The 12,765-nt window shown below is 71.5% G+C and carries 11 protein-coding genes and 1 other RNA gene; 10 read left to right on the forward strand and 2 right to left on the reverse strand.

Annotation, left to right across the window (positions count from 1 at the left end; genetic code table 11):
* Positions 1-327: 327 nt before the first annotated feature.
* The 4 genes from M5362_RS22890 to M5362_RS22905 all read left to right on the forward strand — a co-directional run bounded on the left by M5362_RS22890 (position 328) and on the right by M5362_RS22905 (position 5,694).
* Positions 328-2,043: a serine/threonine-protein kinase gene (locus tag M5362_RS22890; protein WP_260229588.1), complete on the forward strand. Its 1,716-nt coding sequence runs from the start codon at positions 328-330 to the stop codon at positions 2,041-2,043.
* Between the two features lie 107 nt (positions 2,044-2,150).
* A complete protein-coding gene (locus M5362_RS22895) occupies positions 2,151-3,392 on the forward strand; it encodes a serine/threonine-protein kinase (RefSeq protein WP_260229589.1) in 1,242 nt (413 codons plus the stop codon).
* 95 nt (positions 3,393-3,487) lie between these two features.
* A complete protein-coding gene (gene prfB / locus M5362_RS22900) occupies positions 3,488-4,591 on the forward strand; it encodes a peptide chain release factor 2 (protein ID WP_260229590.1) in 1,104 nt (367 codons plus the stop codon).
* 422 nt (positions 4,592-5,013) lie between these two features.
* Positions 5,014-5,694, forward strand: coding sequence for an LPXTG cell wall anchor domain-containing protein (locus tag M5362_RS22905; protein WP_260229591.1), 681 nt, complete (start codon positions 5,014-5,016; stop codon positions 5,692-5,694).
* A 103-nt stretch (positions 5,695-5,797) separates the two neighbouring features.
* On the opposite strand, the gene M5362_RS22910 is transcribed toward M5362_RS22905, so the two are convergent.
* Positions 5,798-5,983: a hypothetical protein gene (locus M5362_RS22910; RefSeq protein WP_260229592.1), complete on the reverse strand. Its 186-nt coding sequence runs from the start codon at positions 5,981-5,983 to the stop codon at positions 5,798-5,800.
* Between the two features lie 247 nt (positions 5,984-6,230).
* On the opposite strand from M5362_RS22910, the gene ftsE reads away from it, so the two are divergent.
* From ftsE to ssrA, 5 genes are all read left to right on the forward strand, one after another.
* Positions 6,231-6,920 (forward strand): cell division ATP-binding protein FtsE, encoded by a 690-nt coding sequence (gene ftsE / locus M5362_RS22915; protein WP_260229593.1) that lies wholly within the window; start codon positions 6,231-6,233, stop codon positions 6,918-6,920.
* A gap of 21 nt (positions 6,921-6,941) precedes the next feature.
* Complete coding sequence (gene ftsX / locus M5362_RS22920; protein WP_260229594.1) at positions 6,942-7,859, forward strand: permease-like cell division protein FtsX; 918 nt, start codon at positions 6,942-6,944, stop codon at positions 7,857-7,859.
* Positions 7,860-7,937: 78 nt separating this feature from the next.
* Positions 7,938-9,137 carry a S41 family peptidase gene (locus tag M5362_RS22925; RefSeq protein WP_260229595.1) on the forward strand — a complete coding sequence of 400 codons (1,200 nt, stop codon included), beginning with the start codon at positions 7,938-7,940 and terminating at the stop codon, positions 9,135-9,137.
* A gap of 18 nt (positions 9,138-9,155) precedes the next feature.
* A complete protein-coding gene (smpB, locus tag M5362_RS22930) occupies positions 9,156-9,695 on the forward strand; it encodes an SsrA-binding protein SmpB (RefSeq protein WP_260229596.1) in 540 nt (179 codons plus the stop codon).
* 126 nt (positions 9,696-9,821) lie between these two features.
* Positions 9,822-10,214: a transfer-messenger RNA gene (gene ssrA / locus M5362_RS22935) on the forward strand.
* A gap of 29 nt (positions 10,215-10,243) precedes the next feature.
* On the opposite strand, the gene M5362_RS22940 is transcribed toward ssrA, so the two are convergent.
* Positions 10,244-11,539, reverse strand: coding sequence for an MFS transporter (locus tag M5362_RS22940; RefSeq protein WP_260229597.1), 1,296 nt, complete (start codon positions 11,537-11,539; stop codon positions 10,244-10,246).
* 82 nt (positions 11,540-11,621) lie between these two features.
* Here M5362_RS22940 and M5362_RS22945 point away from each other — a divergent pair, with 82 nt between their 5' ends.
* Positions 11,622-12,587, forward strand: a complete 966-nt coding sequence (locus M5362_RS22945) for a LysR family transcriptional regulator (protein ID WP_260229598.1) — start codon at positions 11,622-11,624, stop codon at positions 12,585-12,587.
* Positions 12,588-12,765: the final 178 nt, after the last annotated feature.

Below are 12,765 nucleotides of genomic sequence, written 5' to 3' on the forward strand. Positions count from 1 at the left end.
ACGGGGGCTCCCGACCCTCGACGCGCGTGCTGTGTGCATCCTCGCACCTGCCACCGACAACCCGCCCGCGGGTCGCCCTCAAGTGATCTTGAATGGTCGGCTGTGGACGTAAAAGTGCCTGGTTGGGTACGCCTTCCGACGTCCGCGGCAACCGCCGGGGCGCCAGGAGCGTCTTGTTTCGGACAAGTCCGGCGCGGGAATCGGCCGCCTTGCGTTCGACCCCCGACCCGATCGGCGGCACTAAAGTGGGTCGGACACCCGGACGGGTCACCACACACGACAGGACCCCGGGACCCCCAGGACCACGATCAGCAGGGAGCGCGTGACGTGCGGCCAATCGGCAGCAAGTACCTGCTCGAGGAGCCGCTCGGACGCGGCGCCACGGGCACCGTCTGGCGAGCCCGCCAGAGGGAGGCCGCGGGCGCCGAGGCGGCCGTGCAGGGCCAGCCCGGCGAGACCGTGGCCATCAAGGTCCTCAAGGAGGAGCTGGCCAACGACGCGGACATCGTGATGCGCTTCCTGCGCGAGCGGTCCGTGCTCCTGCGGCTCACCCACCCCAACATCGTGCGCACCCGCGACCTGGTCGTCGAGGGCGATGTCCTCGCCCTGGTCATGGACCTCGTCGAGGGCCCGGACCTCCACCGGTACATCCGCGAGAACGGCCCGCTCACCCCGGTCGCCGCCGCGCTCCTCACGGCCCAGATCGCCGACGCGCTCGCCGCCAGCCACGCCGACGGCGTCGTCCACCGCGACCTGAAGCCCGCCAACGTGCTCCTCGCCGAGCAGGGTGGCCAGATGCACCCGATGCTGACGGACTTCGGCATCGCGCGGCTCGCCGACTCCCCGGGCCTGACCCGTACGCACGAGTTCGTCGGCACGCCCGCGTACGTCGCGCCGGAGTCCGCCGAGGGCCGCCCGCAGACCTCCGCCGTCGACATCTACGGCGCGGGCATCCTGCTCTACGAGCTGGTCACGGGCCGACCCCCGTTCGCCGGCGGCACCGCCCTCGAAGTGCTGCACCGGCACCTCAGCGAGGAGCCCCGGCGCCCGTCGACCGTGCCCGGCCCGCTGTGGACGGTGATAGAGCGCTGCCTGAGCAAGGACCCCGACCGGCGTCCCAGCGCCGAGAACCTGGCCCGCGGTCTGCGTGCCGTCGCCGCCGGCATCGGCGTCCACGCCACGCCCGCGCAGATCGAGGCCGCCGACGGCGTCGGCGCGCTCCTCGCCCCCGACCCGGCGCCCGCGCCGGTCCCGGAGACGCCCGGAGCCGCGGACCCGACCCAGGTGCTGCCCAGCGGAGCGGGCGCGCACTACGACCCCGCCGCGCCGACCAGCGTCATGCAGACGAGCGGCCCGATGGGCGGCGCCGACCCGACCGCGGTCATGCCCCCCGTACCGCCGCAGCCACCGCAGGGCGCGCCGAACGAGGAGCAGCCGCACCCCTGGCAGAGCCAGCTGCGTGCGGCCCGCGACCGCAACGAGCAGACGCAGGTCCAGTACCTGGACCCGAGCGAGGACCCGCTGCGCCGCCGCCCGCAGCGTCAGCCGCAGCCCCCGCAGCATCAGCAGCCCCCGCAGCACCAGCAGCGGCCTCCGCAGCCGTACCAGCAGCCCCAGCAGCCGCCCCGGTACCAGCAGCAGCCGCAGCAGTACGCGCCTCAGCAGCCTCAGCAGCACCAGCGGCAGCCCCAGCAGCAGTACGCGCGGCCCCAGCAGGCGTACAACCCGCCGCAGCCGCCCCCGCAGGCTCCGCAGCCGCCGGCCCCGCGCGAGCCGCGTCAGCCGCGTCAGCGCAGCGCCAACCCGATGCGCATCCCGGGACTCGGCTGCCTGAAGGGCTGTCTGTTCACGATCGTGCTCTTCGTGGTCGCGGGCTGGCTCATCTGGGAGCTGACCCCGCTCCAGGGCTGGATCGCCGAAGGCAAGGGCTACTGGGAGGCCCTCGGCGACGGGATCTCGTCCTTCACCGACTGGGTCTCCGAGCTGACGGGATCCGGCTCGGGCGCCGAGACCGGTACTACTACCGGCGGTACGGGGCAGTAGTACTGCCGATTTATCGACTTCCGAGGGGTGATTTCCCCGCGGAAGTGACGACCGGCGGCTGCGGACGCGTAACTTTGACGCGTCCGCCAGCCGCTGAGGGAGCAGTCTTGGCACGGAATATCGGCAGCCGCTACACGGCCCACCAGATCCTCGGTCGGGGCAGCGCCGGCACGGTGTGGCTCGGCGAGGGCCCCGAGGGCCCCGTCGCCATCAAGCTGCTGCGCGAGGACCTGGCCTCGGACCAGGAGCTCGTCGGCCGCTTCGTCCAGGAGCGCACCGCTCTCCTCGGTCTCGACCACCCGCGGGTCGTCTCCGTCCGCGACCTCGTCGTCGACGGCAACGACCTGGCGCTCGTCATGGACCTGGTCCGCGGCACCGACCTGCGCACCCGCCTCGACCGCGAGCGCAGGCTCGCCCCCGAGGCGGCCGTCGCGATCATCGCCGACGTCGCCGACGGACTCGCCGCCGCGCACGCCGCCGGGGTCGTCCACCGGGACGTCAAGCCGGAGAACATCCTGCTCGACATGGAGGGCCCGCTCGGCCCCGCCGGAGCGCACCCGGCCCTCCTCACCGACTTCGGCGTCGCCAAGCTCATCGACACACCGGGCCGCACCAAGGCCACGCGGATCATCGGAACGCCGGACTACCTCGCCCCGGAGATCGTCGAGGGCCTGCCGCCACGCGCCGCGGTCGACATCTACGCCCTCGCGACCGTCCTGTACGAGCTCCTGGCCGGCTTCACGCCCTTCGGCGGCGGCCACCCGGGCGCCGTGCTGCGCCGCCACGTCACCGAGACGGTCGTCCCCCTGCCGGGCATCCCCGAGGAGCTGTGGCAGCTGATCGTCCAGTGCCTGGCCAAGGCACCGGCCTCCCGGCTGCGCGCCTCGGAACTGGCCAGCCGGCTACGGGAGTGCCTGCCGCTCCTGGCCGGCCTGCCCCCGCTGGACGTGGACGAGCCCGACGACGCGGAGCAGCCGGCGCAGGAGCCGCGCGAGGAGGACCCCTACCCGACGGGGCCCACGGGGACCGCCCCGCGCCGGGCCGCCGTCCCCCTGGTCCCCGGCGCCACTCCCGACTCCAACCGGGACACCCACACCTCCATGCGCGTCCCCGCCCCCGACGAGCTCGCGGGCGGCCCCCTGGGCACCGCCCGTGCCCCGCGCTCGGCGGGCGCCCGCCGCCCCGGCTCGGCCCGTCACAAGGCGGAGACGGTCCGCAAGCGCCGGATCACCCTGTCGGTCGCGGCGGTCCTCGTCGCGGGCGCGCTGGGCGTCGGCGGCTACCTGGCGACCGCCGAGGACACCGCCGTACCGCCGCCGCAGGACTCGAAGACCTCCACCCAGCCGTAGCCAGCGCCGCTCCCCGCCCCTCCCCGCCGCTTGTCACCGCTTGTCACCGAGACCGGCGGGGCCTGGCATTTGCGCCGAGCCGTTACGCTGGACGCGTGGCAGTCGTCGATGTATCCGAAGAGCTGAAGTCCCTCTCCTCGACCATGGGGTCGATCGAGGCCGTGCTGGACCTCGAACAGTTGAGGGCAGACATCGCCGTGCTCGAAGAGCAGGCCGCGGCCCCGTCCCTCTGGGACGACCCGGAGGCGGCGCAGAAGATCACCAGCAAGCTTTCGCACCTCCAGGCCGAGGTCCGCAAGGCCGAGGCCCTGCGCAGCCGGATCGACGACGTCGGGGTGCTCTTCGAGCTCGCCGAGGAGATGGACGATCCGGACACCCGCGCCGAGGCGGAGACGGAGCTGGCCTCCGTCCGCAAGGCGCTGGACGAGATGGAGGTCCGTACGCTCCTCTCCGGCGAGTACGACGAGCGCGAGGCGCTGGTCAACATCCGCGCCGAGGCGGGCGGCGTCGACGCCGCCGACTTCGCGGAGCAGCTCCAGCGCATGTACCTGCGCTGGGCCGAGCGGCACGGCTACGGCACCGAGATCTACGAGACCTCGTACGCGGAAGAGGCCGGCATCAAGTCGACCACGTTCGTGGTCAAGGCCCCGTACGCCTACGGCACGCTCTCCGTCGAGCAGGGCACGCACCGCCTGGTGCGCATCTCCCCCTTCGACAACCAGGGCCGCCGCCAGACGTCCTTCGCGGGCGTCGAGATCCTGCCGGTCGTCGAGTCGTCCGACCACGTCGAGATCGACGAGTCCGAGCTGCGCGTGGACGTCTACCGCGCGTCGGGCCCCGGCGGCCAGGGCGTCAACACGACGGACTCGGCGGTGCGCATCACGCACATCCCGACGGGCATCGTGGTCTCCTGCCAGAACGAGCGCTCCCAGATCCAGAACAAGGCGAGCGCCATGAACGTCCTCCAGGCCAAGCTGCTGGAGCGTCAGCGCCAGGAGGAGCGGGCCAGGATGGACGCCCTGAAGGACAGCGGCAGCTCCTGGGGCAACCAGATGCGCTCGTACGTCCTGCACCCGTACCAGATGGTCAAGGACCTCCGTACGGACTTCGAGGTCGGCAACCCGCAGTCGGTCCTCGACGGCGAGATCGACGGCTTCCTGGAGGCGGGCATCCGCTGGCGCAAGCAGCAGGACAAGTAACCCTCCCGACCTGACGGCGCCGGGCCCCACGTGAAGACACGGGGCCCGGCGCCGTCGTCGTACGGGGCGCGAGGACGGTGGCGCACACCCCTCCGGCCGAGAAGCACCACTTCGCGGGCGCAAGCGGCAAGTTGACGTCTCTGACGCTTTGTCGACATGGGAACTGGCTTGGGAGGGGCGGTAGTTCCACGTTTACGTCACAGTTGCATCCCCGCATGGCAGGCATCTGGTGATCTTTCGGGCATCGCACGCGCAACGACCTTGACGCGTATGCGGAAACTCGGAAGGGTGACATGCGGCATGCGTATCTCTGGGGCGCGTGTGAGACGGGGGCAGGTTCGACATGGTGAGAACGCCCTTCGTGCCCGAGGCCCCGAGCGCTGCTCCAATGACGAGATTGAGCTACTGGGGGTAGCAGCCAGATGACGAAGAAGACGCGGATCCGCGTTGCGCGGATAGCTGCCGGTGCGGTCATCGCCGCCGGCGCGTCGCTCACTGCGGCGGGCGCCGCTTCGGCCGTGGGTGTCGATCTGACGATCGGTGTCCAGGCCGAGCTGCCCGAGGCGGATCCCACCTGCATCCCGGGCGAGCCCGGGTGCGAGACGGAGCCGACGCCGACGGACGACCCGGACCCGACGCCGACCGACGACCCGGACCCGACGCCGACGGACGACCCGGACCCGACGCCGACCGACGACCCGGACCCGACGCCCACGGACGACCCGGACCCGACGCCGACCGACGACCCGGACCCGACGCCGACCGACGACCCGAAGCCGACGCCCACGGACGGCCCGAAGCCGACCGACGGCCCGAAGCCGACGGGCGAGCCGACCACCAGCCCGACCACGCCGGATGACGGCGGTTCGGACGCCGGCGACTGCACCGTCGACGTCGACGGCGCCGAGTGCGTCAACAACAACCCCGACACCGACAACGCCGGCTCGCAGCCCGTCGAGCAGGGCAAGGCCAAGGAGGAGCTGGCTGAGACCGGCGCCGCCGAGACCTCGTTCCTGATCATCGGTGCCGCCACCATGATCGCCGGTGGCATCGGCTTCCGGATGCTCCCGCGTCTGGTCGGCGGTGGCCGCGCCGCCGTCTGAGCGGCTCGGTGACCGTCAGGTCGTAGAAGCATGAAGAGAGGGCCGGGGGCGTTCCCCCGGCCCTCTCCCCTTGTCCGGCTCGTATGCGGGGAGCGCGGAAGCCCTACGCGGTCTGCAGGGCCGCGAGCAGCGCCACCATCGCCACCAGGGCGACGACGAGCGCCAGCAGCATCGCCGGGGTCAGGCCCGTCGACGGGTCCAGACGTTCCCGGTTCGCGCGGCAGACGGGGCAGCGGCCCTCCGCGACGGGGGCCGCGCAGTTGGCGCACACCAGTCGGTCATAGGTCATGCGCTCTCCTCCTCCCGCACAGGGATCCACATCAGGGACAACGCCCGGTCGTACCCGAGCGTTCCCCCTACCACTGTGCCAGCTCCACGTCGTTTCGGCGCGCCCCGTCGGATTACACCCGGATCGCATCGCTTCCGCCCCGAAGGGCGAAAAGGATAAAGCACGCAAGCCGGGACCGCGACTGCGCAGGCCATCGCCGGTCGCGTAAGGTCGCGCACACCTACTCCCGGCCGACCGTGGTGCATCCGTGATCCGATTCGACAACGTCTCCAAGTCCTATCCGAAGCAGAACCGCCCCGCGCTCCGGGATGTATCCCTGGAGATCGAGAAGGGGGAGTTCGTCTTCCTCGTCGGTTCCTCCGGCTCCGGAAAGTCGACTTTCCTCCGGCTGATCCTGCGCGAGGAGCGCTGCAGCCACGGCCAGGTGCACGTCCTCGGCAAGGACCTCGCCCGGCTGTCCAACTGGAAGGTGCCCCAGATGCGGCGCCAGCTCGGAACCGTCTTCCAGGACTTCCGGCTGCTGCCCAACAAGACCGTCGCCGAGAACGTCGCCTTCGCCCAGGAGGTCATCGGCAAGCCGCGCGGCGAGATCCGCAAGGCCGTGCCCCAGGTCCTCGACCTCGTCGGCCTCGGCGGCAAGGAGGACCGGATGCCCGGCGAACTCTCCGGTGGTGAGCAGCAGCGCGTCGCCATCGCCCGGGCCTTCGTCAACCGCCCGATGCTGCTGATCGCGGACGAGCCCACGGGCAACCTCGACCCGCAGACCTCCGTCGGCATCATGAAGCTGCTCGACCGCATCAACAGGACAGGGACCACCGTCGTCATGGCGACCCACGACCAGAACATCGTCGACCAGATGCGCAAGCGCGTCATCGAGCTCGAGAAGGGCCGTCTCGTCCGCGACCAGGCGCGCGGCGTCTACGGATACCAGCACTGAGCAGGTAGGGGATAGAACACCATGCGCGCTCAGTTCGTGCTCTCCGAGATCGGCGTCGGTCTCCGGCGCAATCTCACGATGACCTTCGCCGTCATCGTCTCCGTGGCCCTCTCGCTCGCCCTGTTCGGCGGCGCGCTGCTCATGCGCGAGCAGGTCAGCACGATGAAGGACTACTGGTACGACAAGGTCAACGTCTCCATCTTCCTCTGCAACAAGAACGACGCGGCCACCTCCACCAAGTGCGCCAAGGGCGCGGTGACCGCGCAGCAGAAGGAGCAGATCGAGGCCGATCTGAAGAAGATGGACATCGTCGAGACCGTGCACCACGAGTCCACCGACGAGGCCTACAAGCACTACAAGGAGCAGTACAGCGACACCGCCATCGCGTCGGTCATCACGCCCGACCAGATGCAGGAGTCGTTCCGGGTCAAGCTGGACGACCCGGAGAAGTACAAGGTCGTCGCCACCGCCTTCGCGGGCCGGGACGGCGTGGAGTCCGTCCAGGACCAGCGCAACATCCTGCAGAACCTCTTCGACCTGATGAACGGCATGAACATCGCCGCCCTCGGCGTCATGGGACTGATGCTGGTCATCGCGCTGATGCTGATCGTCAACACGGTGCGCGTCTCCGCCTTCAGCCGACGGCGCGAGACCGGCATCATGCGACTGGTCGGCGCCTCCAGCTTCTACATCCAGATGCCGTTCATCATGGAGGCCGCCTTCGCCGGACTCCTCGGCGGCGCCGTCGCCTGCATCATGCTCCTGGTCGGGCGGTACTTCCTCATCGACCACGGCATCGCGCTCGCCGACAAGATGCAGCTCGTCAACTTCATCGGCTGGGACGCCGTCCTCGCCAAGCTGCCGCTCGTCATCGCCATCGGCCTGCTGATGCCGGCCCTTGCCGCATTCGTCGCGCTGCGCAAGTACCTGAAGGTGTGAGAAGAGACCTCCGAGTACCCCGGGCGCCGTGCGGTCAACGACCGTACGGCGCCTTTCGCTTGTCCTAGAGTGGGCGCCATGTCGGCCGTCGGCCCGGGGTCCCGCCCCGAGTTCTGTATCCGGCCCCGCGGAGTCCTCCGCGGGGCTGCCCTGACGTTGGTCTTCGCCGGAGTGCTCGCCACGGCCGCGGCCACCGGGTCCCTGCCCCGGCAGGAGGCCGCCTCCGTGAAGCGCGCGCAGCAGGCCCCGGCGAGCGGCACCGTCGACCCGGCCGACCTCTCCCGCGCCGCCGCCGAGGCGATGGCCGACGGCAAGTCCGGCAAGCAGGCGGCCGAGGAGTTCGTCAGCCGCAGCGGCGACCGCTGGGGCGCGGTGTACGGCCCGGCCGAGTACGAGGAGTTCGAGCAGGCGCTCGACGGCTCGTACACCGGTGTCGGGCTCTCCGCGCGGAAGTCCGCGGAAGGCCGGATCGAGATCAGCCGCGTCCAGGCCGGCGGGCCGGCGGCCCGGGCCGGTCTGCGGGCCGGCGACCGTCTCGTCACCCTCGACGGGCGCGACATCGGCGCTCTCTCCGTCTCCGAGGTCGTCTCCCTCCTGCGCGGCGACGGCGCCGCCCAGGCCGGCTCCACCGTCGCCCTCGGCGTCGAGCGCGGCCGCTCCGCCTGGACGCAGACGCTGACCCGGGCCCGGCTCGCCACCGACGACGTCACCGTGCGGCGCCTCGACGACGGGACCGTCCTGATCAAGGTGACCGCCTTCACCAAGGGCGCGGGCGAGCGCGTACGGAACGCGGTACGGCACGCCCCGGCCGGCTCCGGAGTCCTCCTGGACCTGCGGGGCAACGCCGGCGGCCTGGTCGCCGAGGCCACCGTCGCCGCCTCCGCCTTCCTCGACGGCGGTCTGGTCGCCACGTACGACGTCGACGGCGAGCAGCGGGCGCTGTACGCGCAGAGCGGCGGGGACACCCACCGGCCCGTGGTGGCGCTGGTCGACGGGGGCACGATGAGCGCCGCCGAGCTGCTCACCGGAGCGCTTCAGGACCGCGGCCGGGCCGTCACCGTCGGCTCGCGCACCTTCGGCAAGGGCTCGGTGCAGATGCCGAGCCGGCTGCCCGACGGCTCCGTCGCCGAGCTGACCGTCGGCCACTACCGCACCCCCGCCGGACACGGCGTCGACGGCCTGGGCATCACGCCCGACCTGGTGGTCAGCGACACCACGGGCGAGCGGGCCGAGGCACGGGCGAGAACAGTATTGAGTGGCCTCGGAGGGGGCTCGTAGTGCGAAAATGGCCGCACTATGGCAAAGGGACTCGTGAACGTGCAGGGCAAGCCTGCCAAGAAGAAGGACCCCGAGAAGGGTCCTGAGCGCAAGATCATCGCGCAGAACAAGAAGGCGCGCCACGACTACCACATCATCGACACCTACGAGTGCGGTGTGGTGCTCATGGGCACCGAGGTGAAGTCGCTCCGGATGGGCCGGGCGTCGCTGGTCGACGGCTTCGTCCAGATCGACGGCCATGAGGCGTGGCTGCACAACATCCATGTGCCCGAGTACATGCAGGGCAGCTGGACCAACCACTCGGCGAAGCGGAAGCGCAAGCTGCTCCTGCACCGCGCCGAGATCGACAAGCTGGAGGCGAAGTCCCAGGAGACGGGTCACACGATCGTGCCCCTCGCCCTGTACTTCCTGAAGGGCCGGGTCAAGGTCGAGATCGCGCTCGCCAAGGGCAAGAAGGAGTACGACAAGCGCCAGACCCTGCGCGAGAAGCAGGACACGCGCGAGACGAACCGGGCGATCGCGGCGGCGAAGCGGCGTCAGCGGGCTGCGGCCGTCTAGGCCACGGCGGCGGCCGTCCGGCCACCGTCCGGCCGGGGCCCCTTAATACGCTGGCAACCGTACGCGGTCGTCACGTACCATGGGACTCGCACCTCACAGCGGGTGCACGCATTGAAAAATCAACATGGGGATGATCGGTTTCGACAGCGGATGTCGAAGCAGGGGAAGCGTGTCGAGGAAGCGGCAATGATCTCGTAAACCATATGTCGCAACCAATAATCGCCAACTCCAAGAGCGATAACTCCCGCTTCGCCCTCGCTGCCTAATTTTAGGTAACGAGACGAAGCCTCTGTGAGGAGCGTCAGCCCGGGGATGGTCCCGACCCGGATCCTGGCGTCATTCAGGGATCTAAACCTCTAGCCCCGGTCACGGGGGCCTGAGGGAAATCAAACAGTGACTGAGCCCGTCGGAGACTTGTCCGCGTGATCTCCGGGGCTGAGAAACTCGTAGCGGACTGCACACGGAGAAGCCCTGATTCTGCACCGTTGGACGCGGGTTCGATTCCCGCCATCTCCACTCATCCCATGTGGGCACAGGCCCGGCAGTCGTCACGACGACCGCCGGGCCTCTGTCTTTCCCCGGGCCGCCTCCTGTACGAGGGCCAGAGCCGCCGCGGTCGCCGGGACCAGGAAGGCGTACACCGTCGACGGGGCGTTCTCGGCCGTCCAGCCGCCGGTGGCCGAACCGACCGCGATGCCCGCGAGGAGCGCGGTCACGGCGAGGGTCATCCCCTCGTTGAGCCGGCCCGGCGGGGTCAGGCGCTGGACCAGCGCCATGCCGGTGACCAGCGTCGGGGCCGTCGCCATGCCCGCCACCAGCAGACCGGCCGCCAGGGCGAGCAGGGAGCCGGTCGAGGCCCCCAGGAACGGCAGCGTCATCAGGCAGGTCATCGCGAGGAGGCAGCTGCGCAGCCGGACCGCGCGGCCCCTACGGCCGTAGACCAGACCGGCCACGCAGGAGCCCGTGGCCTGCAGGGCCAGGACCGGGCCGGCGAGCGGGCCGTCCACGTGCGCGAGCGTCACGACCTCCATCGCGCCGAAGACCGCGCCCGTCGCCAGGAAGACCCCCAGCAGGGGAGCGGTGCCCGGCACGCGCAGGAGGGAGCCGGGCGTGGTGGCGGAGCGGGGTGTGACCGGGGGCTCGGTGGAGCGCTGGGCCGCGAAGACCAGGACGCCGGTGAACAGCAGGACCGCGCCGGCCAGCGTGCCCGCCTCCGGGAAGAGCGCCGCGCACAGGAACGCCGCCAGGACCGGGCCCAGCATGAAGCACAGCTCGTCGACGGCCTGCTCGAAGGCGTTGGCCGTGTGCAGCGCCGCGGGGTCGTTCCGATGGAGATGGGCCCAGCGGGCGCGGGACATCCCCCCGGTGTTGGGGCAGGTCGCGGTCGCGGCGTACGCGGCGAACAGCGTCCAGACCGGCGCCCGGTGGTGCACGCACAGCAGCAGTGCCAGCGAGCCGAGCGCGGCCAGCGCCGTCGCGGGGACGGCGATCCGGGCCTGTCCGTGCCGGTCGACGAGCCGCGCGGTCCAGGGGGCGACGACGGCGGTGGCGGCCATCCCCGTCGCGGTGACGGCGCCCGCGAGCGCGTACGAGCCGTACGCCCCCGCGATCATGATCACCGCGCTGACGCCGAACATGCCCATGGGCAGCCGGGCTATCAGGTTCCCGAGGGTGAACGCGCGGGCGCCGGGGGTGGCGAAGAGCCGCCGGTAGGGGCCGGTGCGGGCGGGGCGTTCCGTCGAGGGGACGCCGTTGAGCGCCGGGCCCGCGGGGGTGTGGGGCTCGTGGAAGCGCGGGGCGAGCGCCGGGCCCGCGGGGGTGAGCGTGAGGTCGTGGTGCGGCATGCGACAAGCCTCCGGGGAGCCCCCTGCCCCGGTCCAACACCTGATCCGTGGCCATTCACGCGGCAGTGTTGTTAAATGCCGGGTGGTCACTTCGTACGCCGTCGAACCCCGGCTCCTGCGCGCCTTCACCGCCGTCGCCGACGAGCTGCACTTCACCCGTGCCGCCGCCCGCCTCCACATCGCCCAGCAGGCCCTCAGCCGCGACATCCGGCGGCTGGAACGGGACCTGCGCACGGAGCTGTTCGTACGGACCACCCGTCAGGTGGCACTCACCCCGGACGGCGTCCGGCTCCTGCCGTACGCCCGCCGGGTGCTGGCCGCCTGCGACGAACTCGCCGACGCGTTCCGGGCGTCCGCCAGGCCCCTGCTCGTCGACCTCAACAGCACCGGCCTCGCCCAGGGCCGGGTCCTGGAGCGGGCGCGCGAACTCGCCCCCGAGCAGGAGCTGATGGCCCGCTACGAGAGCGGGCTGACCGGGGCCGCGGCGCAGATCCTCGCCGGCACGCTCGATGTGTCCTTCGGGCGGTTCGGGGGCCTCGACGCGGGCACGCGAGGGCGGCTCGCCTCGCACTTCGTCCGGTACGAGCCGATGGCGGTGGTCCTGCCCGAGGACCACCGGCTCGCGGACCTGGCGGCGGTGCCGCTCGCCGCACTCCGGGGCGAGAGCGTCTACGCGGGCGCCGGCAACGACCGCACCCCGGAGTGGACCGACCTGGCCGCCCGGCTCTTCGCGGGGCACGGCATAGCCGTCGCGCCGCCCGCGCCGATGGCGGTGGGGAAGGAGGAGTTCCAGCGGATCATGGCCAAGCTCCGCGTGCCCGTCCTGGCGGTCGTCGACTTCCCGCCGATGCCGGGCTGCGTGCTGCGGCCCCTCGTCGACCCGGTCCCGCTCTCCCCGGTCAGCCTGGTCTGGCGCAAGGGACTGCGCCACCCCGGCCTGGACGCGCTGCGCACCGCCGCGGCCGAGATCGGCGGGCGCGAGGGCTGGCTGGACCGCCCCGCGAACTTCTGGCTCCCCGAGGACGAGCCGGGGGTCCCCGGCCCCTGAGCGGGGGTGCGGCGGCCCGCGCCGGGTCCCGCGGCCGACGGCGCCCCCGGTCCGTACTCACACCCCGCCCCCGCCCCGGGTGAGAGCAAGGTTCCGCACCCGTCACTTCCCGCCACCGGTCTGAAACGCGGTCTGACTAGCCTCTTCCGCAAGAGGTCCAGAGCATCTGGACGCTCGG

The organism is Streptomyces sp. Je 1-79 (assembly GCF_025195125.1).
Taxonomy (GTDB): Bacteria; Actinomycetota; Actinomycetes; order Streptomycetales; family Streptomycetaceae; genus Streptomyces.

Bases quoted from the DNA above. Each gene is read 5' to 3' on its own strand.
- M5362_RS22905 (WP_260229591.1), top strand. From the start codon at position 5,014: ATGACGAAGAAGACGCGGATCCGCGTTGCGCGGATAGCTGCCGGTGCG.
- M5362_RS22910 (WP_260229592.1), bottom strand. From the start codon at position 5,983: ATGACCTATGACCGACTGGTGTGCGCCAACTGCGCGGCCCCCGTCGCG.
- ftsX (WP_260229594.1), top strand. From the start codon at position 6,942: ATGCGCGCTCAGTTCGTGCTCTCCGAGATCGGCGTCGGTCTCCGGCGC.
- M5362_RS22925 (WP_260229595.1), top strand. From the start codon at position 7,938: ATGTCGGCCGTCGGCCCGGGGTCCCGCCCCGAGTTCTGTATCCGGCCC.
- smpB (WP_260229596.1), top strand. From the start codon at position 9,156: ATGGCAAAGGGACTCGTGAACGTGCAGGGCAAGCCTGCCAAGAAGAAG.
- M5362_RS22940 (WP_260229597.1), bottom strand. From the start codon at position 11,539: ATGCCGCACCACGACCTCACGCTCACCCCCGCGGGCCCGGCGCTCGCC.